This window comes from Oceanobacter sp. 5_MG-2023 (genome assembly GCF_030548165.1).
Classification (GTDB): Bacteria; Pseudomonadota; Gammaproteobacteria; order Pseudomonadales; family Oceanobacteraceae; genus Oceanobacter.
On sequence record NZ_JAUORS010000002.1, the window covers coordinates 1 to 25,717 of the forward strand.

Annotated in this window: 21 protein-coding genes; 17 read left to right on the forward strand and 4 right to left on the reverse strand. The window is 53.9% G+C overall.

Annotated features, from left to right (window positions below):
- The 7 genes from Q4551_RS01620 to Q4551_RS01650 all read left to right on the forward strand — a co-directional run.
- On the forward strand, positions 1-339 hold a 339-nt coding region (locus Q4551_RS01620), incomplete at its 5' end, for a hypothetical protein (RefSeq protein ID WP_303431397.1).
- Complete coding sequence (locus Q4551_RS01625; protein WP_303431398.1) at positions 339-3,116, forward strand: tetratricopeptide repeat-containing sulfotransferase family protein; 2,778 nt, start codon at positions 339-341, stop codon at positions 3,114-3,116. The genes Q4551_RS01620 and Q4551_RS01625, both read left to right, overlap by 1 nt.
- Positions 3,116-4,438 (forward strand): TolC family protein, encoded by a 1,323-nt coding sequence (locus Q4551_RS01630; protein ID WP_303431399.1) that lies wholly within the window; start codon positions 3,116-3,118, stop codon positions 4,436-4,438. The genes Q4551_RS01625 and Q4551_RS01630 overlap by 1 nt, the downstream gene beginning before the upstream one ends.
- Before the next feature lie 66 nt (positions 4,439-4,504).
- Complete coding sequence (locus Q4551_RS01635) at positions 4,505-6,778, forward strand: peptidase domain-containing ABC transporter (RefSeq protein ID WP_303431400.1); 2,274 nt, start codon at positions 4,505-4,507, stop codon at positions 6,776-6,778.
- Positions 6,768-7,979, forward strand: a complete 1,212-nt coding sequence (locus tag Q4551_RS01640) for an HlyD family type I secretion periplasmic adaptor subunit (RefSeq protein ID WP_303431401.1) — start codon at positions 6,768-6,770, stop codon at positions 7,977-7,979. Before Q4551_RS01635 ends, Q4551_RS01640 begins: the two co-directional genes overlap by 11 nt.
- A 301-nt stretch (positions 7,980-8,280) precedes the next feature.
- Positions 8,281-8,982 carry a CoA transferase subunit A gene (locus Q4551_RS01645; RefSeq protein WP_303431402.1) on the forward strand — a complete coding sequence of 234 codons (702 nt, stop codon included), beginning with the start codon at positions 8,281-8,283 and terminating at the stop codon, positions 8,980-8,982.
- Between the two features lie 36 nt (positions 8,983-9,018).
- Entirely contained in the window at positions 9,019-9,675 is a 657-nt protein-coding gene (locus tag Q4551_RS01650; RefSeq protein ID WP_303431403.1) for a CoA transferase subunit B, read from the forward strand.
- Between the two features lie 137 nt (positions 9,676-9,812).
- Here the strand turns inward: Q4551_RS01650 and Q4551_RS01655 are convergent, their stop codons facing one another.
- Entirely contained in the window at positions 9,813-10,589 is a 777-nt protein-coding gene (locus Q4551_RS01655) for a TOBE domain-containing protein (RefSeq protein ID WP_303431404.1), read from the reverse strand.
- A 732-nt stretch (positions 10,590-11,321) separates the two neighbouring features.
- Here Q4551_RS01655 and Q4551_RS01660 point away from each other — a divergent pair.
- The 4 genes from Q4551_RS01660 (at position 11,322) to slyD (ending at position 17,408) form a co-directional block, all read left to right on the forward strand.
- Positions 11,322-13,622, forward strand: coding sequence for a TonB-dependent receptor (locus Q4551_RS01660; RefSeq protein WP_303431406.1), 2,301 nt, complete (start codon positions 11,322-11,324; stop codon positions 13,620-13,622).
- A gap of 379 nt (positions 13,623-14,001) precedes the next feature.
- Positions 14,002-14,232 (forward strand): hypothetical protein, encoded by a 231-nt coding sequence (locus tag Q4551_RS01665; protein ID WP_303431408.1) that lies wholly within the window; start codon positions 14,002-14,004, stop codon positions 14,230-14,232.
- A 163-nt stretch (positions 14,233-14,395) separates the two neighbouring features.
- Positions 14,396-16,708 carry an ATP-dependent helicase gene (locus Q4551_RS01670; protein ID WP_303431409.1) on the forward strand — a complete coding sequence of 771 codons (2,313 nt, stop codon included), beginning with the start codon at positions 14,396-14,398 and terminating at the stop codon, positions 16,706-16,708.
- A 214-nt stretch (positions 16,709-16,922) separates the two neighbouring features.
- A complete protein-coding gene (slyD, locus tag Q4551_RS01675) occupies positions 16,923-17,408 on the forward strand; it encodes a peptidylprolyl isomerase (protein ID WP_303431410.1) in 486 nt (161 codons plus the stop codon).
- A gap of 106 nt (positions 17,409-17,514) precedes the next feature.
- On the opposite strand, the gene Q4551_RS01680 is transcribed toward slyD, so the two are convergent.
- On the reverse strand, positions 17,515-18,366 hold the full coding sequence (locus Q4551_RS01680) for an LEA type 2 family protein (protein ID WP_303431412.1): 852 nt from the start codon (positions 18,364-18,366) through the stop codon (positions 17,515-17,517).
- 222 nt (positions 18,367-18,588) lie between these two features.
- Between Q4551_RS01680 and Q4551_RS01685 the strand changes: the two genes are divergently transcribed.
- On the forward strand, positions 18,589-19,524 hold the full coding sequence (locus tag Q4551_RS01685) for a LysR family transcriptional regulator (protein ID WP_303431413.1): 936 nt from the start codon (positions 18,589-18,591) through the stop codon (positions 19,522-19,524).
- A gap of 22 nt (positions 19,525-19,546) precedes the next feature.
- Here the strand turns inward: Q4551_RS01685 and Q4551_RS01690 are convergent, their stop codons facing one another.
- On the reverse strand, positions 19,547-20,473 hold the full coding sequence (locus Q4551_RS01690) for a D-hexose-6-phosphate mutarotase (protein WP_303431415.1): 927 nt from the start codon (positions 20,471-20,473) through the stop codon (positions 19,547-19,549).
- A gap of 84 nt (positions 20,474-20,557) precedes the next feature.
- Between Q4551_RS01690 and Q4551_RS01695 the strand changes: the two genes are divergently transcribed.
- The gene (locus Q4551_RS01695) at positions 20,558-21,058 is read left to right on the forward strand and encodes a hypothetical protein (protein ID WP_303431417.1); all 501 of its coding nucleotides are present in this window, start codon (positions 20,558-20,560) and stop codon (positions 21,056-21,058) included.
- A gap of 132 nt (positions 21,059-21,190) precedes the next feature.
- The gene (locus Q4551_RS01700) at positions 21,191-22,024 is read left to right on the forward strand and encodes a siderophore-interacting protein (RefSeq protein WP_303431418.1); all 834 of its coding nucleotides are present in this window, start codon (positions 21,191-21,193) and stop codon (positions 22,022-22,024) included.
- A gap of 19 nt (positions 22,025-22,043) precedes the next feature.
- Here Q4551_RS01700 and Q4551_RS01705 read toward each other — a convergent pair whose 3' ends face one another.
- Positions 22,044-22,637 carry a YbhB/YbcL family Raf kinase inhibitor-like protein gene (locus Q4551_RS01705; RefSeq protein ID WP_303431419.1) on the reverse strand — a complete coding sequence of 198 codons (594 nt, stop codon included), beginning with the start codon at positions 22,635-22,637 and terminating at the stop codon, positions 22,044-22,046.
- 301 nt (positions 22,638-22,938) lie between these two features.
- Here Q4551_RS01705 and Q4551_RS01710 point away from each other — a divergent pair, with 301 nt between their 5' ends.
- From Q4551_RS01710 to Q4551_RS01720, 3 genes are all read left to right on the forward strand, one after another.
- Positions 22,939-24,033, forward strand: coding sequence for an OmpA family protein (locus Q4551_RS01710; RefSeq protein ID WP_303431420.1), 1,095 nt, complete (start codon positions 22,939-22,941; stop codon positions 24,031-24,033).
- Positions 24,034-24,410: 377 nt separating this feature from the next.
- Positions 24,411-24,947, forward strand: coding sequence for a hypothetical protein (locus tag Q4551_RS01715; protein WP_303431421.1), 537 nt, complete (start codon positions 24,411-24,413; stop codon positions 24,945-24,947).
- A 334-nt stretch (positions 24,948-25,281) separates the two neighbouring features.
- Positions 25,282-25,716, forward strand: a complete 435-nt coding sequence (locus Q4551_RS01720; RefSeq protein WP_303431423.1) for an energy transducer TonB — start codon at positions 25,282-25,284, stop codon at positions 25,714-25,716.
- The last annotated feature ends 1 nt before the right edge of the window (position 25,717 follow it).

A 25,717-nucleotide genomic window follows, 5' to 3' on the forward strand; every position in this document is an offset into this window, starting at 1 on the left:
TTGAATACCGATTCAAGTGAGTGGGGCAGCTGGGCCAATGCAGAGGCTCTTGGCAGTGATGATCAGGTGGTCTTGGTCGGGTCGGGGAGTGCGGTACTGGGTGCTAATAATTCGGCGGTTGCTTCTTTCAGTTCTCCCGGAGATAGCATGGCGGTGTGGGGGTCGGCTTTCTCATTGCAGGAGTCGGGTTTTGTTTTCCGCTGGGCGGACCATGCATTATCCGGTTCGGTATCGTTGTGGGATGGAAGGTGGAGTGATCTGAATGAGGGGCGGTCTCTGAATGAAGTCTACCTGACGACCATGCCAATGGGCGTTATGACATCACAGGGGTTGGTCTGATGCTGACAGGACATTCGTTAGCAGATGCGGGTGATGGCGCAGCCATTGCCCGGCTTCGGGCTTTGGTTGACGATCAGCACTATGAGCACCTGCTGCAACAGGTTAAGGGCTTGTTACTGCAGGCACCGGACGATGATGCCTTGCAAGTACTGCAGGCGCTGGCCTATGCACAACTGGGGAATCACTCCGAGGCGGAGCGTTTGATCGCTGGCCCGGCTGCTCGTGTTGCGAGTTTGACGGAGGATGTTCAAACGGACCTGGCGGCAGTGTGGTTGCTGTTGGGCCATATTGAGGTTGCTTGTGAACGTCTGGAGTCAGTACTTGAGCAAGAACCACAACAGGATCTGGCATTGGCCCGGCTGGCCTTTGGTCGGGTTCAGCAAGGTCGTATGGAAGATGCCATTGCGTATTATCGGCAATCATTGCTGCTCAAACCTGGGCGTTTTTCGTTATGTCAGGCACTGGCCTCGTTGTATTTGCAACAACAACAGTGGCCGGAAGCCCAGCAGATGCTGGATCAGGCCATTGCCGGATTACAGGCCGCTTGTGAGCGCTTGCCGGATAGCGCTCTGCATGGCACAACAGCCCGTTTGCGAGGGCTTCAGCTTGAGCTGTGGCTGGCCAGTGGTGAGACACAGCGAGCCGAGGCCTGGCTGCAACAGGCGGGACAGGATCTGTCGGAATCAGAATGGCTGGTGCTGGTATCGGGCTATGCCCGTTTATTGGCTGGTCAAGAACGCCATGATGATGCCGAAGCCCAGTTACGTTTGGGGCTGAAAGTTTATCCTGAAGCGTTGACACTGGTGTCGCAATTGGCGGAACTGCTCTGTGTGCGGGGGCGTATTGCCCAGGCCGGATGGCTGCTGCAGAAGGCGTTGCGGGTGGCGGCGGACAAGCAGTTACCACGGGCGGGGTTGTGGGTTCAGCTGGGGCAAACCCTGTTGATGACGGCGCCGGAGAAAGCACATGAAGCGGCCACTAAAGCTCTGGAACTAGTGGCCGTGGAAGAGCCAACCGAGTGGTTAACTGAGGTGGACGGGGCCGTCGAGTCGTTGCATCACACGGCATTACATTGGCGAATTCCCTTGATGGGACGTGCCCGTCATTTGCAGGCGATGGCAGATTTACAGCGGCAGCATTATGACGAGGCAGAACATGCGTTGCGCCAATTGTTGCTGGATTTTCCAGACTACACTGCGGCCATGCAAGGGCTGGCGCAGCTGGCGATGCAATTAGGGCGGGTCGATGATGCCATTGACTGGTATGAGCGTATCCAGCGGTTTGACCCGGCTGCGGGTTTTGCCGGGCTGGTCAATGCCCACCGTTTCCCTGAAGACGAGAACACCTTGCACCGGCTGGAGAAGCTGGCACAGCGGCCCGGTCTGTCTGGGTCGGTATCAACGTCCTTGTTGTTCCAGCTGGCTACGGCCTGGGAAAAACGGGGTAATTACGACAAGGCATTGGCGTTGGTTCGACAGGCCAACGAAGCCAGCAAGCTGCATATTCCTTACGACCCGGTTGCCCATCGGCAGCAGTGCGCACGTATTCGTTACGCTTTTTCGCGCAGTTTTTTCCAGCATCGGCAGTTGTATGGTGGTCAGCCTTATGGGCACCCCTCTTCGGCGCCGGTGTTTGTGGTCGGTATGCCGCGCTCTGGTACCACTCTGGTTGAGCAGATGCTGGCCAGCCATAGTGAAATCTGGGGGGCGGGTGAGTTGGGGGTTATTCCCCAGCGTATCCGGGGGCTGAATAATTGGGAGCGTCATATCGGTTCTGGCAGGCGCTATCCGGATTGTGTTGATGATCTGACGCCTTATGTTTGCCATGGTATTGCCGAGGGTATTTTGCAAGAACTGTTCGATCTGGCTCAGGCTGACAAGCCGGATGCCCGGTTTGTGATCGATAAATTGCCACATAATTTTGAACATATTGGTCTGATCAAATTCCTTTTCCCTAACGCCCGTATTATTTCGGTACGACGAGACCCGCGTGATATTGCTCTGTCCAACTATTTTATTGATTTCCAGGCCAAGCACGGTGGTATGGGCTTCGCCTATGACCTGCGTTGGATTGGCGAGCAACTGGCAGACCATAACCTGCTGATGCAGCACTGGCATGGGCTGTTTGGAGATGGCATTCTGGAGCTGCAATACGAACAGCTGTTGCAGGACCCGGAAGGACAGGCGCGGCGAATGCTGGAATATATTGGTGTGGCGTGGGAGCCACAAGTGCTGGCGTACAGTGATCTCGAACGGCCGGTGAAAACCGCCAGTGTATGGCAAGTACGGCAACCGATTTATCAGACCTCAAAAGCCAAATGGAAACATTACGCCAATCAGCTTGGGCCTTTGACTGAAGGCACCAATGCCAAAATCATCTGGGATGAGATTTCGATGCTGTCGTTGCCGGAGCCGGGCTTTTTGAGCGCGGCAGTGGCGTTGTATCACGCAGATGATCTGGATGGCGCAGAAAGGAGCTGCAAAAAAATGCTGTACCATAATCCACAACATGCGGCCTGCCAGTACCTGGTGGGGCTGATTTATTGCCGCAAGGGCCATCTTCAGGACGGTATCGGTCTGATGCGTCAGGCGTTACAGCGGGTGCCATGGCAGCGGGCCTGGCAACATAACCTGGCTCTGGCGCTGATGTTGTCGGGCCAGAAAGAAGAAGCGGCTGCTATCCGTGAACAGCTGGGGCGTCGCTCATTGTCGCCGTTTGGTCCGTTGGATGAACCCCAGGACTGGGTTGATGGCGATTTGCCGGAACAGGCTTGGTAATGGCGGATACATTCAGAAAATATCGTGCCCTTTTACTGATTTGCAGTGGGCTGTTGTTCGCCGTTACGCATTCCGTGGCGGCCGAAACCAGCCAGTATCGCGGTATTTGGGGGGCGATTGAAGCGGCGCTGAAGTTTCATCCGGCTATTGCCGGTCAACAGGCCTCGCTGGAAGCCAGCAGCTGGGGTGAGCAAGCGGCCAGGTCCGGGCGCTTACCCAACCTGTCGCTTTCGGCCGATAACCTCTATGACGATGATCTGGCCACGGTGACGCTCCAGCAGCCGTTGCTGACTTTTGGCAAGTTGAGCAGTGCCATTGAGCTGGCGCAGGCCGAAAGGCGAGCTGAGGATGTTGGCCTGTTGCAGATTCGTCGAGATCTGGTTGAAGCAACCAGTCAGGCTTATATTGCGATTGATGCCTTGCGTCGGCAGTTGCACATTGCCCAGCAGAACACCCGAGATCATCAGCAGCTGTACGACCGTATTGAACGACGTCGCGATGGCGGTCTGGCATCGGATGCCGATGTGCAGCTGGCGTTGGGACGTTTGTTGTGGGCGCAGTCGACGGAGCAGAATTATCAGGGGCAGCTGGCCGTTGCGGAGACGTCATTGCTGGCATTGACCCAGGTGCCGGTAGATTCGACGGAGGCGGTACCGGAACAGGGCTGGCTGCCAGGGAATGAGCAGCAGATCCAGTACGATGCCTTACAAACCAGTGCCGATCTGCAGTACCAGCGAGAGCAGGTTGTGATTGCGGACAAGACAGCCAATCAGCAACGTTACAGCTCGATGCCGACCTTGTATCTTCAGCTTGAGCGCGATATGCCTAACCAGACCAGCGATGAAGATGATGACCAGATGCGCTCGGGGTTATCGCTGGAAGCCAGTTTTGCCGGTCTGGGGGTCAGCAATTATGCCCAGACCAAAGCGGCGGTGGCCAGTAAACGGGCGGCCGAACAGTCATTGTATGTGACCGAAGTGAATTTGCGCCAGCAGGTGAGCTCGCTGCTGCTGAACCGGCAAATGCAGCAGCTTTTGCAGCATTCTCAAGAGCTGACGGTCGATGCGTTGAAACAAACTCTGGATTCTTTTGTGCGTCAGTACGAAACCGGTCGCAAGACCTGGCTGGAAGTGCTTAACGCCCAGCGGGAATGGGTTTATGGGCAGCTGGAGCTGGCAACCATTAAATCGACCTTGCTTGATGCATCACTGCAGCTGGCCAGTATGGCGGGTTATCTGGACGAGCGTAGCGGGGTTCCTGCTCTGGCACCAGAGCCCGTCACGCCGGTACCGAAACCGATGCCAATCAATAGATACCACTGATTTGTTTCGGACTGCTCTGAGGGCAGCCCGGAATGCCAAAACATTTGAAAATAACGCGTGGACACGATGTCAGATATTGAACAATCTACAGGGCCTTCTGCGGAGGACGATATAGGCAAATCCTTGCCTCTCAGTCTGTTGCAACGGCTGTTGTTGTTAATCCAGGTCAGTGTTGCACCGGGGAAGCTGGAGCAGGCCTGGAGTGCCAATACACAGGGCATCATGGGGCCGGTGTCGCTGCCTCAGCGCATTCAGTTGTTGGCGCAAGCATTACAACTACGAGGGTTGCGGGTGGCGCAATTACGCTGGGCGCGGATGGATCAGCGGCGGCTGCCGGCCTTGATGCATTGGCAAGGAGAATGGTGGCTGGCAGAACGCCAGTTGCTGGAACAGCCAACCACCAGCGCATCGTCTCAGGCAGAGGATTCCGCTCCGGTCGACTGGCCAGAGGATGGTGTGATACCGGCAAGCCATGAAATTTCTCTGACCGGTGTGGACGGTGTGGCGCATTTGCATGCACCGGAGGTGCTGGAAGACGGAGTGGTGCTCTGGCTGGACAATCCCGCCGCCAAGGCGCAAGAAAAAATCTCGCTGACGGGGAGTCGGTCCATCCGTCTGGTGGTGGCGGCGCTGTTGCGCCGTCGTCGCTGGATTGGTCATGTGGTGGTTGCCACTCTGGTAATCAATCTGATGGCGGTTGCGACATCTCTGTTTGCCATGCAGGTGTATGACCGGGTGGTACCGACCCTGGCTTGGGCCACCTTGTGGACTCTGGTGGTCGGGATGGTGATTGTGCTGTTGCTGGACTGGGGCTTGAAAATTTTGCGTGGACGGGTGCTCGACAGCGTCGCCTGTGAGGTCGATCAGAGGGTCAGTCAACAGGTGTTTGATCACCTTTTACACTTGCAGATGGATACCCGGCCACGCAGCCTGGGAACCATCGCTGCGCAAGTCAGTGGCCTGGAGTCGGTGCGTCATTTCTTTTCATCCGGGGTGTTTTTTACCCTGGTTGATACGCCGTTTGCACTGCTGTTTATAGTGTTTATCGCCATGATTGGTGGTCCCGTAGCCTGGGTGTATACGGCGCTGTTACCGGTGGCGGTGTTACTGGGCTGGCTGGGTCAACGCAGCATGCGGCGCTTGATGAAAGACGAAATGCAGCGCAGTAATGAGCGTCAGGGGCTGCTGGTCGATAGCATTCAGGGAGCCGAGACCATTCGGGCTGCGAATGCCAGTTGGCGTTTTTCTGAAATCTGGCAATCCATCAGTGAAACCGTGGCCGGGTTTGGTATTCAGCATAAAGCGCTGAATAACCTGATCCAGCTGACGACTGCCAGTCTGTCACAAGTCGCTTATGTGGCGGCTGTTGTGGTCGGGGTTTATGAAGTGGCTGAGGGACATATGACGATCGGGGCGATGATCGCATGCAGTATTCTGGGCGGGCGGGTGATTGCTCCGGTCAGTCAGGCGGTGCGTTATATGGCGCAGTGGGAAAATGTGCAGCAGTCGCTGAAAATGGTGGATCAGGTGCTGGATCTGGATACCGAGCGACGGGCGGAGCAATCGCTGCTGATGCCGTCGGAGCCTCCGGCGGAGATCGCGTTGCAAGCGGTGAGTTTTTCTTATCCGGATTCGCCGGTGTTGCAACTGGATGTCGGCTCATTGTCGCTCAAGGCCGGGGATCGGGTGGCGGTGGTGGGTCAAATCGGTTCGGGCAAGTCGACCTTGCTGAAAATACTGGCCGGTCTTTATCGGCCGTCCGCTGGTCGGGTGCGGCTGGGGCAAGGTGATCTGTGGGAAATGGACCCGGCGATTGTTGCCCAACAGGTCGGGTATTTGCCGCAGTCGGTGCATTTGTTCAAGGGGTCTTTGCGTTCCAATCTGATATTGGGTGGTGCCATCGCCGATGGTCATTTATTGGAAGTGGCCCAGCAACTGGGGATTGATCGTATTGCCGCCGATAGCCCCTACAGTATGGATTTGCCGATCAGTGAAGGTGGCGATGGTCTGTCGGGAGGTCAGAAGCAGCTGGTCGGTATGGCCCGGGTGGTATTGGCCCGGCCAACCATCTGGTTGCTGGATGAGCCGACGGCGTCGCTGGATCCGGATACCGAACAACAGGTATTAACAGCGCTGGAATCCCATCTCAAGCCTTCTGATATTCTGGTGGTATCGACGCACAAGCCAGCATTGGCCTCACGGCTGGCGCGTCGCGTGTTGCTGATGCAGCAGGGTCGGATTATCCGGGATGACAGCCCGGAAGCCATTTTCCAGCGCCAGCGAGCGCCATCCGGTACGGCTCGTCGACCACCGGCAGGAGGCCCGATCAATGTTATCTGATAGCTTGATGGACGATCGTGATGCCAGTCGTGCCCAGCGGCTGGCGCGTTATCACCTGGATCGTAGTGGCTGGATCGTTTGGTTGATTGCGGCCACCTTTGTGGTGTTTATTGGTTGGGCCATTGAATTCCAGATCGATGAGGTGACCCGTGCGAATGGCGAGGTGATTGCCTCCAGCCGGGTACAAATTATCCAGTCGGTTGATGGTGGTGTGATCCGCAGCATCCAGGTGCGTGAAGGTGACCGGGTTCAGGCTGGCCAGGTGATTGCCGAGCTGGACGAAACCCGGGTTCGGGCCAGTGTGGGGGAAATGCGGGCACGGCTGGCGGGCTTGTTGGCCAAAGCAACCCGGTTGCGGGCAGAAGTGACCGGGAAACCTGAATTGGTCTTCCCACCGTTTCTGGAAACGTTCGATGAACAGAAACAGGTTGAACTGGCATTGTTTGAGCAGCGTCGTGATGGCCTGAAAGCCGAACTCGCCAACCTGACCCGGGCAGTGGAGCTGGCACAGGAAGATGCAGCTCTGGTGGCTAGGCTGCAGCACAGTGGCGATGTAAACCGCTCCGAGGTGATCCGCACCCAGCGTGCAATCAACGAGGCAGAGAACAAATTGCTCAGTCGTCGTAATCGCTTTTTTGAAGATGCCAGCGAAGAGTTGACGACTGCCGAGGACGAAATGGCACAAACCTCCGAAGTGCTGACCCAGCGACAACAGCAGTTGAATGACAGTGTGTTTCGGTCCAAGGTCGACGGTATCGTCAAAAACGTACGGGTCACTACCATCGGTGGTGTGTTGCGCGCCGGTGAGGAGTTGATGCAAATCGTTCCGGTGAATGACGAACTGATTGTGGAAGCCAAGATCAGTCCGACCGATATTTCCCGCGTTGAAATAGGGCAGCTGGCGACGGTGCGGTTTGATCCGTTTGATTACACGATTTACGGCGGCGTTGAAGGCAGCGTGGTGTATGTCAGTGCGGATACCCTCAAGGAAGAAAGCGGTGATAACGTTGATATTTATTATCGGGTGCATGTGCGTTTGGCAATGCATGACGGCAAGGTGCGCAGTTTGATTGGGCGGCAGTTGGAAATTCTGCCAGGCATGACTGCTCGCGTGGATATTCGTGCGGGTGAACGCAGTCTGATGGAATACTTGCTGAAACCGTTGCGTAAAACCTTGACCGAATCCCTGGGTGAGCGGTGATTCGCCATTGGAATGGGAGCGGATAGCCTTGATGGCAGCCTGCATCGCCCGGCTGCTTTGCAGTGATCAACCACAGTTTGATACGCAGGGTGCCACCCGGTCACTGTGCTATTGATTTAAAAAACTGAATAAAAGTTTTGAATAATTGATTTAAAAAATCAAAAGACTTGATACAAACTGCAAATCTACCCATAAATAATCGAACATGACAGCAGAGGCAGTGCATGATTATGCTCTGCTGCCGTGGTTATCGATGCATTGCCCGGCCACTTCCCAACGATGAAGCAAGGAGAAAATAATAATGGCAGGTTTCGATAAAGTTGTAGGCAGCTACGAAGAAGCAATGGCAGGGCTCGAAGATGGCATGACCATCATCGCCGGTGGTTTTGGTTTGTGTGGCATCCCTGAAAACCTGATTGCGGAAGTCAAACGCAAAGGCAGCCGTCATCTGACCATCGTCTCCAATAACTGTGGGGTCGACGGATTTGGTCTGGGTGTGTTGCTGGAAGACAAGCAGGTCAAAAAAATGATCTCGTCATACGTTGGCGAAAACGCCATGTTTGAACAGCAGTTGCTGAACGGCGAGCTGGAGGTTGAGCTGACGCCACAAGGTACATTGGCTGAAAAAATGCGTGCCGGTGGGGCTGGTATTCCGGCGTTTTATACGGCTACCGGGGTGGGTACTCCAGTAGCCGAAGGCAAGGAAGTGCGTGAGTTTAATGGCCGTGAATATTTGTTGGAAGAATCCATTCGCGGCGATTTTGCCATCGTCAAAGGCTGGAAAGCCGACCGTTATGGCAATGTGATGTACCGTCATACTGCACAGAACTTTAATCCGATGGCAGCCACTGCGGGAAAGATCACTGTGGTTGAAGTCGAGGAATTGATAGAAGTGGGTGAGCTGGAACCTTCGCAGATACATACACCGGGTATTTATGTGAATCGTCTGATTGTTGGCAGCTTTGAAAAACGTATCGAAAAACGAACGCTATCTGACAGCTGATTCGACGACTTAACCCATTAATAACAGGTGATGATCATGGCCCTTACTCGTGAACAAATGGCACAGCGTGTAGCCCGCGAATTGCAAGATGGATTTTATGTCAACCTGGGCATCGGCATTCCGACGCTGGTGGCCAACTATGTCCCAGATGGGATGGAAGTGATGCTGCAATCCGAAAATGGCTTGCTGGGCATGGGACGCTTTCCGACTGAAGCCGAGCTGGATGCGGATATGATCAATGCCGGGAAACAAACGGTAACGGCGGCGCCCGGGGCGTCTATTTTCAGCTCGGCGGAATCCTTTGCCATGATCCGTGGCGGTCATGTGGATTTGACGGTGCTGGGGGCTTTTGAAGTGGATATCAATGGCAATATTGCTTCCTGGATGATCCCCGGCAAGCTGATCAAGGGAATGGGGGGCGCGATGGATCTGGTAGCTGGTGCGGATAACATCATTGTTACCATGACCCATGCTTCCAAACATGGTGAGTCCAAGTTATTGCCTGCGTGCAGCTTGCCGCTGACGGGCAAGGGGTGCATCAAAAAAGTACTGACTGACCTGGCCTGGCTTGAAATTGAAGACGGAGCCTTTCATTTGAAAGAGCGTGCCCCTGGCGTGTCGGTAGAAGAAATTGTTGAGAAAACGGCGGGCAAGCTGGTTGTACCAGACGACGTGCCGGAAATGCAGTTTTAGGCTCTGCCGGATTCTGGCTGGAGCGAACCGGCTGGCCGGTCTGTGACGATCATCCGTATCACTGCTATCAGTAGTAACACCCAGCCCGGCATATGACCGGGCTGGGTGCGTATAGACATTGCTGTCTCTGCCGGGTATTAACTGACGGCCAGAATCACACTGTCGGGGCTGAAGGTCGCATAAACCGGCAGGTTCATGGCCAGTGCCAGGTCGTCAGCCTGCTGGTTGCTGACGGCGGCAACCACACTTTTTCCACTGGGTAAATCAACCCGGACTTCCGTACTTTGTTCTCCGCGGATCAGATCTGCTACCACCCCGGCAAAACAGTTGCGCTGCTCGACAGATTGGGTGTGAACACTGGCATAGGAGGTTTTGACCAGTGCAAACAATTCGAGACCAAGCCGCAAGTCGAGGTTTTCTGCACTTTCGTTGGTAACGATGGCGACGATCTCGGTGTGATCGTCAAGTCTCATCCGCACTTCACAATTAACCATCCCTTGTATCAAGGCTGTTACGACGCCATGAAACTGGTTGCGGGCACTGGTGCGCATCGAGAAACGGTTCATCATGCGGTGAAACTGCTGCATATCGCCGAGGCTGCTGTTCATCCGATCCAGCAGGCTCTGGTACTCGGCTTCAACAGTGCGATAGAGCGTGATTAATGCACGACCTTGTTCGGTCAAATGGCTACCACCACCACGACGGCCACCCACCTCCCGAATAACCAGAGGTTCATCGCACAGGTTATTCATGGCATTGACAGCATCCCATGCTCCTTTGTATGACAACCCCATTTCCTGGGCGGCTTTTTGAATTGTTCCATGGCGAGCAATGGCCTCGAGCAATATCACTCGTTTTTCTGCCAATAACGAGCCTTCATCAGTATCAAGCAGGATTCGTCCAACCAGTTGCATGCTGGATCTCCTTGTCATTTGTATGGTTATTTCTCGAGTATACCTCTGACGGAAAAGAAAAGGAGTGCCGTTGTAACACGGATGCCACTTTTAGTGGCAGTGATGGCTAGATTGAGGGGATATTTGATTCCGTTAGGTAGCTTGTCTATATACTGACACAGTCAGTACCAGGCTCAAGCTGTGAGTTTTCCGCCCTTACGCCGCATTTGAGCGCTAGCGGCCGTTCTTGCCGTCGATATCAAACCAACTACTGACTGTTACTGGCTTTTTGTTGATTTTGTTTTATATAAAAAATCATAGTGTGTATTTTTCAAGTTATTGATTTTAAATGTAATTATTTGTTATTGATGTTTTTATATGGTTTTGAACTATTAATTACAATTGTCAGCTATTGAACAACCATGACGTTTTGAAGTCGGCTGCTGTGAGCTGTTGCTATCTGAGTGCTTTTGAGAAATATCTTTAAAATCAAATAGTTATGCTTGGCGTTGAAGGATGGCTCGTTCTGCTTTTCTCTGGTACGTGCATTGCTCCTGGTTTTCGTTGTGTAGTTTTAGGTTATTTATTGTATCCGGTGCTGACTTTGCTGATTATTTTTCAATTCTCGTGATGTGTATGGGGATGCCAATGGTGTCCCTGGGCGAGAACCTGGTTCTGTTTGGCTGTCGGCATCTGGTTTGGCGATAGATCCCTGATGCGACTTTTTCACAGTGATTAATCAGGAGTCATAAGATGAATGTTTCAGATGGCAGTACGTGTTTTTATCGTGTTACCAGCCCGGTGTCGGTACCGCTTGCACCGCTGACCTGGGCTGTACTGATGGTGCTTTCAACCCGGTGTGCTCTGGTGGTGGCAGAAGATAAAACAACCGTGGATACCCACTTGCCGACTGAAGTTGAAGACGCGATTGTGGTTGTGGGGCAACAGGAGGCCGCTATGTGGTATCCGTCAGATCAGGCGGCATCACAACGAACCGTAAGCCAAGAGGAGCTGGATATGTTTGCCGCACCGGGGGCAGGTAGCCCTTACAGTGCTGTGTCGGCATTGCCGGGAGTACAGGCAGAAACCGTCGACCCTTTTGGCTTTGGCAATCTGATGGGCGGGAACAAGGGGTTAAGGGTGCGCGGGGTGAATGCCTCTCATGGTGCCAATGGTACCGTCGAGGGAGTGGCGGTGACCGGCATGGGACCTGGACCTGGTTACTTGTGGATGTTCGAGCAGGAAAATATCGCCAGTGTGTCGCTGCACCAGGGGCCGGTACCTGCCGATCAGGTCGATCTGTTTAATAATTTTGGGGCGCTGGATACCCGGCTGTATTGGCCCAATATCGATCCTGAGGTGCAACTGTCCTACAGTGCCGGTAGTGACGATCTGGCACGCTGGTTTGCTCGGGCAGACTCGGGTGCCATGAATTTTGGTGGCCGGGTGATGGCATCGCTATCAAAATCCAGTGCTGATCAATGGCGAGGCCCAGGTCAGGCTGCTGACCAGAATAATATCAGTCTGGCCGGAGAGCAGCAGTTTGGGGCCTTGACTGCCCGGCTGTGGTACACCCGGAGTGAGGGAGAGCAACATGCTTACCGGGCCTTGAGTGCTGAGCAGGCGAATGATTTGGAACAGTGGTATGACTATGCCTATAGCTCGGACCCGGAAGACCTGCATCTTTATTACGATCATAACCGTCAGCAGTTCAACAGCGACCTGTGGCTGCTGGAGGCTCGTTATCAGCTGTCTGACCAGAGTTATATCAGTGTCCAGCCTTATCAGAGTAACGAAGAGGGTGATTATTGGTCGGCGACCAGCTCCGGCATGATCCGGAACTGGTCGATTGATCATAAGGCCCGCGGGGTGCGGACAGAGTGGGTCCGCGAGGTGAAGGATACGCGTCTGAGTGTGGGGCACTGGTATATGACAATGGAACCGCCGGGGCCGCCAACAGCCTGGAAAATGTACCAGCCACAAGCGGATGGCAGTCTGATGTTTAGCAAGTGGTCTCTACTGGCCAAGGTGACGAATGAGCACCAGATGAACAGTGTTTGGACTCAGTTGGATCGCTCGCTGGGGAATTGGCACTGGTCAGCCGGGCTGCGCTATGTGCGTGAAACCCTGGTCAGCCTGGATTACTACAATACCGATGGTCTTGGGGATGTGTCTTATGCAGCAGCGCTGCAACAATCGAGTGGCCCGATGGCGGATCGTAGTGTTGATGGTTTTGATCTGGATGTCTGGTTGCCTGTAGCCGGATTGAGTTATCGCTGGAATGACGACTGGTTATCGAGAATTCATGTTGGCCGTTCGATGGGAGCGCCGTCGTTTTCATCCTGGAATCAATTCCAGTCCAATTATTCCACTTTTGCTGCCGCGGGGTTGACGGCCCAGGACGTGATGGATAAGCAGCGTATCGAAACCCAGGACGGGATTGATCTGGGGCTGACCTGGACGTCGCGGTTTCACTATATGGATCTGACGGTGTATTACGCCCGCTTCCGCAATAAAGGCATCAGCTATTACGACCCGGATGTAGCTGTTGTGTATTCGCAGAATGTGGGGGATGGGCATCAGCAAGGATTGCAGTTCGCCGGTGGTCTGGAAGTGACACCAGAGTTGAATTTGTTGGCCAATCTGGCCTGGACACACGCCGTTCTTGATAAGGATGTGCTAGGCAGTGGCGGCACGGTGATGGATGTGTCGGGTAACCAGTTGCCCGATGTACCGGTATGGACTGGTGCACTGGGCGCCCGTTGGGAGCAAGACCGCTGGTTTGCGACATCGATGCTGCGTTATGTCGGCCAGCGTTATGCTGATTCCGGTCATGAAGAGTCGGTGCCCGGTTATGCCCGTGTCGATATGGGTGCTGGTTATCAGTTGCCATTGGCCAGTGGTGATCTGTCGGTGGATGTAAATGTGGTCAATCTGACGGACAAGCGCTATATCGGCCGGATTAATGCCTCGGATGTGCAAAGTACTGGCTCATATACCTATTACTCTGGTGCGCCGCGTTCATATCTGATGACGTTGGCTTATATCTGGTAATTACTGGCAATAGCGGATCTGGCTGGCTGTCTTTGGATGGCTGGCCAGAGAGGCCTGGTGGCTGTTTCAGGTATTGCCCCAGGCCATGATGATAATGCGGCTTGCTGGTTAGCAAACAAGTGTATTGTGGTGTTTGGTTTATTCTCGTTAGGTGGTTTGTCTATATGATTACAGGTGGTGGGTTTTGTCACAGAACACCTTGGGTCATCGAGTTTATAAAATAAATAAAAATCAATAGCTTAGTATTTTTTCCATGATGGTATCAGCCTTGCTCTGTCTTTATATATGAAGTTTGTATTAATATAAACATGAGCAGTAGGATGACCAGTGTCTCACCTCTTGTGGGCTGGCTTCTTGGTGTTCTGACAGGAGGCAAGCGATGAATAAACAAAGTGTTGACCAGGCCGTCTCGCTGATGGCTGACCGGGTAGTGGCCATCCATCATGATCAATGCAATATCAGCTGGCTGGCCAGTAATGATGGATGTTGGTTAGAGCAACAGGTATTGGCAGGGAAATGGTCGATGTCTCAGAGCAGCCAGCCTTGCAGTCATCAGTCTGTCTGTGTACGGAGTGATCTGGTGGCACGCTGGACCGACGTTTTTTTCTGAGGCCAGCATATCGGGATCTTGCTAACCGTGACGTTGGGTTGGCGGAGTGACCAGGGTGAGCGATAGCGCTGTTACCGGTCTGCTGTGATGGTCTGGTTGTTGATGGTTCGTGACATTTTCAGGTGTTGGTCATAGCATGCCTTGGCATTGACGCGAGGGCTGAATGTCACAACTTACTGATTATCAACAACAGGTTGTTCAACACGTCGACGGCCACGCCCGAGTGGTGGCCGTTGCGGGTGCGGGTAAAACCACCACACTGACGCATTTTATTGCTGCGCGATTACAGGCCGGCGTATCGTCTCGCCGTATGCTGGTGCTGATGTATAACAAGGCGGCCCAGCAGGAGTTCCAACAGCGTTTATTTCGCCGTTTACCGGATCAAGCGGTACCGGAAGTACGCACTTTTCACTCGTTGGGATTGCGTATTTATCACAAGTTGATTGAACTGGAACAGTTGCCTGCTTTTGAGCGTAAATTGTTGGGAGATAGCGAAGTTGAAGGTCAGGTGTGGCGTTTGTTACAGCAATTGGCCGACGGCGACACCCGGCAGGAAATCCTGTCGCAACGAAAAAAATGGGTTGAGCCAGCGGTTGGTTTTATCGACCTGGTGAAATCCGGGCTGGCGCCTCCTCAGGCGGTTTATGAAGAGCTCGATTTACCCCCTCAGTGTCGTATGTTTATTGAGTTGTTTGAACGTTTTGAAGACTGGCGCAAACAGCAACGGCGTATTGGATTTTCCGACATGCTGTACGACCCGGTGATGCATCTGCGGCAAAATCCGGAAGCGGCGCGTTATTTTGGCGGCCATATGCAATGGATTCTGGTGGACGAATACCAGGATATCAACGGTATTCAGCAGCATTTGCTGGAACTGCTCCATGCTGGCCGGGGGTCGATGATGGTTATTGGTGATCCAGACCAGACGATTTATGAATTTCGTGGCTCACGGCCAGAATTTATTGTCAGTGGCTTTGCTAGCCAGTTGGGAAACGTCACTACGTATCAGTTACCGGAAACCTTTCGGTATGGACATCGGCTGTCGTTGATGGCGAATCATCTGATTCACCATAACCGGCAGCGAGACCCGGTGATGGGGTTGTCCCACATATCCACTCCGGCCACCCAGGTACAGTTGCACAGCTGCTCTGCCAATGCGGAAGCGCATCAGGTTCTGACGCTGGTGCGGCAGTGCCTGGAAACCATGCCAGCCCATCAGATTGCTGTGATCCATCGTCTTTGGGCCTTGTGTGCGCCGATTGAACTGGCCTTGTTGCAGGCGGGTATTCCCTATCAGCTGGATCATTCTCTCTCGGTACTGGAGCGCTGGGAGCTGGAAATCTTCTGGCTGTTACTGGAAATTGCCGCAGGCCGTTTTGGGGATCGCAGCCGGGAGCAGCGCCGCTCGGGCTGGTTGCAGATACTGACTACGCCGTTTCCCAAGGTACGCAGGGCGGTTCTGGAAGATATGGCCGATACGCTGGCGACGCACCGCGAGCACTTTGGCATTGCGTTACAGCAAGCGATTCCCGATACCCTGAGCCACTGGCAAAAAGCGCAGCTGCACGCACGGGCCGAGGTGCTCGACAGTGCCGAGCATGTGGTGGTACCGGTGCAGCGATTGCTGAACGCTTATATCGATACGACTGAATTGGAAAAAGGCATTGAAGACAGTGCTTTTTCTGCTCAACAGGTGGAAGACCGGTTACAAACCATCCGGGCGTTTGTGCGTTTTATGGCCGACTCCGGCGTGAACTCGAACGAAGCCCTGGAATTGCTGTTGGAACTGAGAGATCGCGCCCGGGCCCAGTCCCGTGAGCGACACGCCGGGGTCAGGCTGACGTCTATCCATAAAAGCAAGGGGCTGGAATGGCCGGTGGTGATTATTCCCGGCCTGAATGGCCATTACTTCCCGTACCGGCCAGAAGGCGAATTCAGCACTCCGGCCAGCGAGGAAAGTGAGCGGCGGCTGTTGTATGTCGCCATGACCCGCGCCATTCATCAATTACATCTGCTGGTGCCACTGCGATTGGTGCCGTCATCTTCGGGACGTAAAAGGTCAGATGAGCGCCCTTCATTACGGGAAAAGCCCAGCCCTTTTACGAGTGAACTGAATGTCAGTCGTAGTGATCAAGTGGCCAGTGCCCTGGAGCAAGGGCAATCCCGCCTGGTGATGGAAGGCGAGGTAGCCAGCTGGCTGCCAGCGTATCTGGCAGCACAACCGGCGCCGGTTGTGCTGGAGGTGAAGCCGTCCCGGGTACAGCCTGGGGTTCGCGGTGGTAACCGGTCGTTGCGCGATCCGGCCAAACCCACTGTGACCGGACAGCCACTGCCACGACTGGTGCATGCCCGCCTGGGAGCCGGTACCGTGATGGAGCAGGATGAACAGTATCTGATTATTCAGTTTGATGGCGAACGGACAACCCGGCGCCTGGATCGGGTATTTGCCGAGCCGCATATCCAGTGGTTGCATTGATAATCAGATCCGTCGGGTGGCGTTGCGGGCTGATGGAATCTGTGCTTTTGGCGGCCACACCCGTCACCGACTGGCACTCAGCGGGGCAGTTGTTATACTGGGGGCCCATTTCGTAGAGAACGACTTTGGTCGCCGCTGGTTTCCAACGTCGCATCCTGTCGCCTTTGCGTAGAATTCACTGCCCTTAATCAGGGACAAAAAACGGACAATCATCATGACAATTGCCCAGCACAAAGTCGTTTCCATTCATTATAAAGTGGTTGACGTTGCTTCTGGAGAAACTATTGATTCTTCTGAAGGCGCAGCGCCAATGACTTACCTTCACGGTGCCCAGAACATCATTCCTGGCCTGGAAGCGGCGTTGGACGGCAAAAAAGTCGGCGACGAACTGGAAGTCACCGTAGAAGCCGCGAATGCTTACGGTGAATACAGCGAAGACCGTGTGCAGAAAGTTCCGCGTGATGCCTTTACCGGTGTTGATCAAATTGAACCTGGCATGGCATTTACAGCACAAACTGCACAAGGCCCGGTTAATCTGATTGTTACTGAAGTGGAAGAAGCAGAAGTAACGGTTGATGCCAACCACCCGCTGGCAGGCAAGGACCTGGCGTTCAGCGTAACGGTTGAATCCGTACGTGATGCCAGTGAAGAAGAACTGGAACATGGCCATGTACATGGCGCAGAAGGCCACCAGCACTAAGCTGGTGCATTCTGCAACATAAAAACGGGCTGCCTTGGCAGCCCGTTTTGCTTTTTTGCTTTTTTCCTTCCTGGTATTGCCTGTTTCCTTCCTGGTACTGCCTGGCCTAGCGAGTCAATGCAGTCGACATGGAAAAGTCGAGCGGTTCGGGTGACCAGATCGCCAGCTCTGGCGCATAGTCCAGGGTACCGGCAACGCCGATATCAACCGCTTCCTTGCTGGTCAGCAAAGACATCAGGCTGCTGGCCATATCCGCAAAGCTCAGTGACAGTGGAATAACCAACTGCTGCTGACTGTTTTTTTCCAGGTTGGCTGGCTGCACCGAGCCGGATGCCAATGCGCTGTTGGCGGCAGTTACCTGATAATCCAGCCCTTTCAGATCAATCCCGAAGCCATTGGGGTTTTCAACATCAACGGTCAGTTGCAGCTCCATGCCACGCCAGCTCAAATCTGCAACACTGGCGCTGGCCAGGCTGATTTTAGGACGTTGCGGGATCGGCAGGGTCGTGGTGTAGCTGGCGGGCAGGCTGATGTATCCCAGTACCGGCAAATTAAACAGCAGGGCAGTATCAATTTGACAGGTTACTTCATCCTGGTCGGCAACCGCTTTGACAGCGTTATAAAGATCGCTGTAGCTGAAGCTGATGGGGAGCTGGGTGGTTGTGGTTTCGTTGGCGCTCAGGGTGAGGTCGGTGTCAGTTTGGTTGACGGTGGCCAAAGCATGATCTTCTACCGACATGGTCATGGTCAGACCGCTGGCGGGAATTGAAAAGCTGTTCGGGTTGGTAACATCCAGCGAGACCAGCAAGTCGGCTTGTTCCAGCCCCAAGGACTGGATCGACAGGCCACTGATCGTGGCGCTGGGTTTGTCGGCGGCGGTCAAGCTCTCTTTCAGAGCGGCACAGCCACTTAGCAGAATCAGGCCAGTGGCGGTCAGCGTAGGTAAAATCGGGTTCATAGGCACTCCAGTCTGCACATATTCAAGAGGTGCAGTGTAAGGCAAACCGGCGGTTAATGCAGGATCCCGATAGCTTTATGTGCTCTGGGGTATGATCGAAAGCAAATCAGGGGCAGTGTGAATAAAAATCACCTGAAAAAATGCTGATTGTTTTGTTGATAGGCTTGGTGAATGACAACGGAGCTGCGACAATAACCGGTCATTTGCTGCCGGATTGCTGTCGTGAACCTTGATCGCATAGATTTGAACCTGCTGGTGTATCTGGATGTACTGCTGCGTGAGGGCAGTGTGACCCGGGCGGCGCAACAGCTTGGTATTACTCAGCCAGCCATGTCCAATGGTCTGCGCCGCCTGCGTGATCTGTTTAGTGATCCGTTGCTGGTGCGTACTTCCGATGGTATGACGGCAACGGAGCGGGCTCGTGAGCTGCAGCCGATGATCCGTAAAGCGCTGGCGGAACTGGAAGCTGCGCTGCAACCGCTGGGCGAATTTGATGCCCACAGCAGTAATCGGGTTTTTCGCCTGATGGTCAGTGATTATGCAGAGTCAACGCTGATTCCTGAGCTGGTCAAGCGCCTGCGGGAAGTAGCCCCGAACGTGATTCTTGATGTGTTGACGCCATCGGATGTGACCTTCAAGGATGTCGAAGCGGGCAAGGTTGATATGGCCATCAACCGTTTTGATGATATGCCGCAATCGTTCCACCAGATGACGCTGTGGCAAGACGACTTTGTCTGCCTGGTGAATCATGGCCACCCGTTGGCCGAAAAATTTGATCTGGAAGCCTACGTCGCCAGTAATCATATTTGGGTGTCTAAAACCGGTATGGGCGCCGGGGTAGGGATAGACCCTGAGAAAGTGGTTCGCCTTGGTTGGGTCGATAACGCGCTGGCCAAGTTGGGTTATAAACGGCGCATTTCGGTATTTACCCGCCATTATCAAATGCCCGCCTTGCTGGCTCACAATAACGATCTAGTGGCGACCTTGCCGCGTAAAGTGGCAGATATGCAGGCGGAATCAGCATCCTTGCTGGTGGTGCCACCACCGTTCCCAATCCCGCCATTTGAGTTGAAAATGGCCTGGTCACCGCTGGTGCAGCATCATCAGGCGCATCGCTGGTTACGTCGTATTATTGTGGATGTGGCCCAGCATTGCTGAATCACATCCGTCGCAGATAGCCTCAGACGGCGCTTAAACGCATGCTCAGGCAGTGGCTTTCCCCAGCGGCCAGATTGACCCAGTCATCGGCGGCATTGGCTGTCTCAATACAGAGCATGGTTTGCCAGGCAGCATCGTCAAACTGGCTCAGGCGTTGGGCTTTTTCAACCCAGGGGTTCCAGACAATGGTGCTGTGGCTGCCACGGCTGTGAATCAGTAACGTGCGCTGCGGTGTAACCAGACGCAAGGGCGTTGCCTGCTGCAGATAGATACGGTCGGTTTCTCCCTGGAAGACGACTGCCCCTTGTTGCTGCTTGCGTTGCCAGCCAGTCATGGTGTCAATATACGAGTGTCCTGCCAGCCCGTCGATACGGGTGGTATGGATGTCTGGTGTCGGCAAGTAGGTATGTAACGCCTGACTGAATGCCAGGGTGGAGCGTCCGGTGTTGGTGGTGATCAACTGCATTTCCAGGCTGTCGGGGGTCATAATCCAGCGCGCTGTGAGCTCGGCGTTGCCTTGCCAGACCGACTGGATGCAATGGCTTTGGGGTAACGTCAGTTCGATTTCGATACGGTCGGCGGCTTCATACAGCCGGGACAGCGTCCAGCGATTGGTTCGGGCAAAGCCGTGAGCGGGTGGTTGTCTTCCGGCGATGGCATCCCGGACTTCGGGCGGGTTTTTATCGGCGTTGCCAAACCAGGGCCAGCAGATTGGAATACCGCCGCGCAATGAGACTCCTTGCCGGTATTCTGCGGTTGGGCTGAGCCAGATCCAGGAGGTATCGTCCGTGGGGCAAAAGGAGAGCAGTTGCGCTCCTTGTGGCAGCAGGCTGGCACTGAACCCGGGGTGTTGAATTACGATGCAGGGCAGCTCGCCGCGTTGCTCGAAATGGCAAAAGGCACTGGTTGAAAGACGTTCTTTTAATGACCGGTTCTGATGTTGGCGCATGGCTTACCTTGCAGAAATCGCTAGAATGGCGGGTTGCACCCAATAATGAGTGTGATTTCTTTCTACTGTACCGGATTATTTTGTGTGAACAAAAGCCAACTTAAGCCCTGTTTGCTGGCGCTGCTGGATCAGGAAATCGAGGTTGCCCTGGCCGCTGCCCGGACAGCCCAGGAAAGTGCCGCACATGAGGGTAACAAACCCGAAAACCAGTACGATACCCTGAGTCTGGAAGCGGCATATCTGGCTCATGGGCAGTCGGAACGTATTCTGGCGTTGCAGCAGGAGCGTATCCAGATCGCTCGTTGGGTGGTGCCGCTGTTCGGCAATGGCGAGGAGGAAGATGCACCGTTGGCGCTGGGAACTCTGGTCGGGCTGGAACCCGCTGATTCGCTGGGCAGCACGACGGCAGACAGACGCCGCTGGTTTTGGCTGACCCCTGTCGGTGGCAGAACCTTGTCGCTGGAGGGCGAGACGGTGCAGTTGTTGTCGATCTCGGCGCCACTGGCCAAACGCTTGCTGACCCTGGGGCTGGAAGATGAGCTGCTGTTGGGCTCGGGTCGCTGGCGTATTGTGGTGCTGAGTTGACATTGTTGCTGTTACGGGAATCTTGGTTCTGAGAATCATTCTCGTGTTTTTCAGGCAGGGCGTTACACTGTTTGTCTGTCACCTTGGTTGGGTACACTGATCAAGTCCGTCTGTTTTTTATCTGGAGCGGTAATGTCTCGTCCTTCTCCCCGTGAATTGGTGGTTCATTCGTCATCACGCCTGACGACTAATATGCAACGGCTGGTCTTTTCCGGCGATGCGCTGGCCGATTTTCCGGTCGACAGTGCCAGTGGTTATATCAAATTGATGTTTACCGCCGATGGTCAGCCGCTGACCCCGGCAACGGCGCTGGAAGGCCAGCGGCCTCTGATGCGGACCTATACGGTGCGGGCCTTTGACCCGGACAAGTTCCAGCTTACGGTTGATTGCGCCTTGCATAACCATGGCCCTCAACCGGCAGGACCTGCCGCCAGCTGGGCTGCACGTGCCCAGCCCGGTGAGCGGATTCTGGTGGGTGGCCCAGGCCCAACCAAGCTGATTGATAACAGCGCCGACTGGTATTTCCTGGCTGGAGATATGACGGCTCTGCCAGCAATCAGCTGCAACCTCGAGCAATTGCCAGCAGAGGCTCGGGGTTATGCCGTGATTGAGATTGCCTCTGCCGAAGACCGTCAATCACTCGAATGTCCGGCCGGGGTTGAGGTGATCTGGGTTGTGGATGAGACAAGCCCGGAGCTGGCGCAGGCTGAATCCATGGCAACGTCAAGCGCTCTGCTGCAGCGAGTGGTGGCGGCTGAATGGTTGCCCGGTCGTGTTGCTGTGTGGGCGGCGTGTGAGTTTCATAAAATGAAGGCATTGCGGCGGTATTTTCGGCAGCAACGCCAGACCGGGCGCAAGGAAACCTATATCAGTAGCTATTGGAAGTTGGGACGTAGCGAGGATGAGCACAAGGTCGACAAGCGTGCCGACCAGGCTCTTGTGGATGCGGCAGGCACCACACCCTGATACGCCGTGTGAACGGTGGCTAACGGCTGTAATATAGCGTAAAGCTTGCCTTGTCGATAGCATGGGCATTCAGCATAAAGCCAATCAGCGCAGCACTGGCATCCGCCGGGATATCGAGGCTGGGCTGGTCGAGGGCAAACAGGGTAAATTGATAACGGTGGGGCTGGTCTCCCGCTGGTGGGCAAGCACCACCGTAAGCATGGCTACCGTAGTCATTACGCCCTTGCTGGGCAGAGGCCGGCATCAAAGGTGAATGCATACTGCCAGCCCCTGCTTCCAGGGAACGACTGTCGGCAGGCAGGTTGAATACTTGCCAATGCCACCAGCCCGAGCCTGTCGGGGCGTCCGGGTCGTACAGGGTAATGGCGAAGCTTTGTGTCTCTTCCGGTGGATGAAACCACTCCAATGGCGGGGAAATATTGTCGCCGGTGCAGCCAAAACCAGAATACAGGTGTTGAATATCGAAGCGAGACTCCGGTTCTATGGTCGGGCTGCGAAAGTCAAAATGGCTGCCATCAGATCTGGCTGCCAGTGATGTTGCTGCGATGCTCAATCCGCCTATCATCGCCAGTGCTACTTTTTTCTTCTTATAGTTGCTGGAATCACTCAACATGGTGTTCTCCCTTCGTTGAATCCATCGACAAGGCAATTGGCGTGCCTGTTCCTTTGATCATATGTCATCAAGCATTTACATACTATTTCGGTAAATGGCATAGACAAACTCGATTTTTTCGAAAAACAGTCTACTTTAGGAGGAGTGAGGTAAAGAAATAGCGTACGAAAGTCGCTGATTATTGTGATCGTGACAAAAATCTCAGAATAAATGGCCGATTCCGCTTGAACTGTCACGTAGTATTACTAATATGCGCCATAAATTGTAAAGAACACACACATTGTTCACTTTGGAGAGAAATATGTTGACCAAACCATTATTGGTAGCCATGGCTGTTGCGAGCGCAACAATGGCACACGCCGACAAGGAAATGTACGTTACGGGTGGTATCGGATACGTTGAAAACGAAATTTATGACGAGCTGACTACCAGAACCGGTCATAACGTCAATGATTCCTGGACCAACGAAGTATCCCTGGGTTACATGGTTCTGCCTGCGCTGGCAGCAGAAGCATCCCTGACTTTCCCGTCGTTCTTGCAAGGTGATATGAAACCAGATGTATCACAGTATCAACTGAAAGGGTTGTACTTCTTTGGTGAGCGTCCCCTGAAACCTTACCTGACAGCAGGTTATGGTATCGAAATCCTTGATGTACCCCAGGATGGTGCACTCGACCGTAAAACCCATGTATTCAGCTGGGGTGGTGGTGTGCAGTATGACCTGAATGATGAGCTGTTTGGCCGTGCCGAGCTGCATATTGATGAAATGACCGATGAAGGCAATGAGCACGGTGTGTTCATGATGGAAATTGGTTATCGCTTTGGTAGTGGCATGACTCGCACCAAAGAAACCATCGTTGAAGAATTCAAGCCAGTTGAGCCCGTTGTCGTAGAGCCGGTTATCGAAGAGCCAGTCATTGAAGAACCTGTGGTTGAAGAAGTAAAACCAGTGGTGATTCCTGAGCCAGCAGATAGCGATAACGACGGGGTTATCGATGACAATGACGAGTGTATGGACACGCTTGCCGGCGCCAACGTGAATGCCAAGGGTTGTGCTGTATTTGAAGGCAATCTGCACGGTGTTAACTTTGAAAGTGGCAGCACTCGTTTGACTGCCAACGCCCGTACCATTCTGGATAACGCAGCCGCTGAACTGCGCAACTACCCGGATGCCATGGTAGAAATCGCGGCATACACAGATAGCCAGGGTGCTGAAGCATTCAACCTGCGTCTGAGCCAACAACGTGCAGACTCCGTTCGTAACTACCTGATCGGTAAAGGTCTGAGCGCGGATCAGTTGACTGCTCGTGGTTACGGTGAAGCCAGCCCGATTGCCAGCAATGTGACTGCTGCTGGTCGTGCAGAAAACCGTCGTGTTGAACTGAGCGTCAAGTAAGTCTGAAAGCACCAGTGGCACTTTGCCGCTGGTGCTTGTCTGTTTTTCTCTTGTTTGTTTTTCTCCTGCCTGTATCCGGCCTGTTCTGGCTGCTGTTTTCCTTCTGACTGTTTTCTTGACAACGATATTGTTGCTGATGCTGGATTCTGTTTCGCCAGATCTTCCTGTTTGTTTTGCTTTTGCTTTTATGGATCACGACAGTTGTTCGTTATTGACCGGACGTTTTCTGTGCGTTTGTGGTGGCAGGGGGTGTGCTCCGTTATGTAGCTGTGAACATTGTGAGCCAGCATTGGTGGAAATATTGACCCCCCGGAATCGTATACGCATTCTTTGCGGCGCCCGAATCCGGAAAAAACAATAACAAGACGGGGGTGACCATGTCTGATAGAGCCTTTCAGTGGGCTGGGGCAGAGTTTTGGCTGCTGGAACAAGTTCAGTTTTGTCTGCAACATCAACTGAATGCTTCACTGCAAACTTCCCACCATGGCGAAATTATTGTCGCGGGTGGTGCGCAGCGTTTTATTGAACATGATATTCCTGAGTGCGTGACCCGTCATTTCAGCCCATCCAGTAGTTTCAAGCACCGCAGCTTGTCTGCCGATGACCCGATGGCACTGCAAGCGCTGATTGGACGGCCGGTCAGGGAACTGCTCTGGCGTTGTGGCTGGCAAGCCTGGCATGGTGAGCCACTGCCTGGAGCTTGTCCTGATTGCTGTGGACGCATGGTGCTGATGCCTGATGACAGCCTGTTTGATGCGGTGGTTGAGACAGAAGGTCCTGTTATTCGGCAGCTGGCCTGGTTGTTATCGCGTCAGGCGATGACTGCTCGGCAACTGGCCAACCGGTCTGGCGCGCCCGCAGCTCTGGCAGAGCGTTTTTTTGCAGCTGCAGAGTGTGCCGGGCTGTTGGAATAAATAAACCTGGCTGTTCGCTTGCTGTTCGGTATTGTTCCCGGCGCCGTAGTGAATGGCCATCCTCGCTATATTTCCCTGTTCTGTTTGTGGCTTTGCTGTCAAGGTTGTAAATAACGACTGGCAGTGGTGTGTTTCCTGATGAATTTCCTCTGATAACAGCACGGTGTGAGTGCCGTTATTCATGGCGCTTGATTATCGCCGACAGGGTAGCTCCGTGTTCTGACGACTATTACCGGCAATACCTGTGGGTGGATGTTGGGGTATTTGTTAGCATCGGCTGCGGGGTATTCGCTGGATCGACAGTAACAGATAACGGGAGTGGCAGGTGCAAGTGATGGTTAGGTATTCAGAGCGTATAACAGCGATTCTGACTCTGTTGGTTATCCTGGCAGGAAGTAGTGCTTTGGCGGGTTGCATGACCACGACGGTCAGCAGTCGATCCGGTTTTGAAGTGCCGACGGCCGGGCCTGAAACCCGTGGCATTGTACGTATGCTGTTTGCTGGTGATATTCAGCCGGCCATTCGCATTTTGCCTCACTACCCCGACAAGGAATTCAGACGTGGCAAAGAGGGGCGGGTTGTCATTGAGTTTACGATTCTGTCAAACGGCCAGGTTGGCCTGTTGCGGCTGATTGAATCCAGTGGCGAATCCTTCGCAGAAGCCGCCGGGCAATCCATGAGCAGCGTGCTGTTCCAGCCCCGATATGCGGGTCAGGTAATCAGAGTTGAAGTGCAGTTTATGATTCTCCGAACGGATACCTCAGACTAGG

Bases quoted from the DNA above. Each gene is read 5' to 3' on its own strand.
- Q4551_RS01625 (WP_303431398.1), top strand. From the start codon at position 339: ATGCTGACAGGACATTCGTTAGCAGATGCGGGTGATGGCGCAGCCATT.
- Q4551_RS01630 (WP_303431399.1), top strand. From the start codon at position 3,116: ATGGCGGATACATTCAGAAAATATCGTGCCCTTTTACTGATTTGCAGT.
- Q4551_RS01635 (WP_303431400.1), top strand. From the start codon at position 4,505: ATGTCAGATATTGAACAATCTACAGGGCCTTCTGCGGAGGACGATATA.
- Q4551_RS01640 (WP_303431401.1), top strand. From the start codon at position 6,768: ATGTTATCTGATAGCTTGATGGACGATCGTGATGCCAGTCGTGCCCAG.
- Q4551_RS01645 (WP_303431402.1), top strand. From the start codon at position 8,281: ATGGCAGGTTTCGATAAAGTTGTAGGCAGCTACGAAGAAGCAATGGCA.
- Q4551_RS01650 (WP_303431403.1), top strand. From the start codon at position 9,019: ATGGCCCTTACTCGTGAACAAATGGCACAGCGTGTAGCCCGCGAATTG.
- Q4551_RS01655 (WP_303431404.1), bottom strand. From the start codon at position 10,589: ATGCAACTGGTTGGACGAATCCTGCTTGATACTGATGAAGGCTCGTTA.
- Q4551_RS01660 (WP_303431406.1), top strand. From the start codon at position 11,322: ATGAATGTTTCAGATGGCAGTACGTGTTTTTATCGTGTTACCAGCCCG.
- Q4551_RS01665 (WP_303431408.1), top strand. From the start codon at position 14,002: ATGAATAAACAAAGTGTTGACCAGGCCGTCTCGCTGATGGCTGACCGG.
- Q4551_RS01670 (WP_303431409.1), top strand. From the start codon at position 14,396: ATGTCACAACTTACTGATTATCAACAACAGGTTGTTCAACACGTCGAC.
- slyD (WP_303431410.1), top strand. From the start codon at position 16,923: ATGACAATTGCCCAGCACAAAGTCGTTTCCATTCATTATAAAGTGGTT.
- Q4551_RS01680 (WP_303431412.1), bottom strand. From the start codon at position 18,366: ATGAACCCGATTTTACCTACGCTGACCGCCACTGGCCTGATTCTGCTA.
- Q4551_RS01690 (WP_303431415.1), bottom strand. From the start codon at position 20,473: ATGCGCCAACATCAGAACCGGTCATTAAAAGAACGTCTTTCAACCAGT.
- Q4551_RS01700 (WP_303431418.1), top strand. From the start codon at position 21,191: ATGTCTCGTCCTTCTCCCCGTGAATTGGTGGTTCATTCGTCATCACGC.
- Q4551_RS01705 (WP_303431419.1), bottom strand. From the start codon at position 22,637: ATGTTGAGTGATTCCAGCAACTATAAGAAGAAAAAAGTAGCACTGGCG.
- Q4551_RS01710 (WP_303431420.1), top strand. From the start codon at position 22,939: ATGTTGACCAAACCATTATTGGTAGCCATGGCTGTTGCGAGCGCAACA.
- Q4551_RS01715 (WP_303431421.1), top strand. From the start codon at position 24,411: ATGTCTGATAGAGCCTTTCAGTGGGCTGGGGCAGAGTTTTGGCTGCTG.
- Q4551_RS01720 (WP_303431423.1), top strand. From the start codon at position 25,282: ATGGTTAGGTATTCAGAGCGTATAACAGCGATTCTGACTCTGTTGGTT.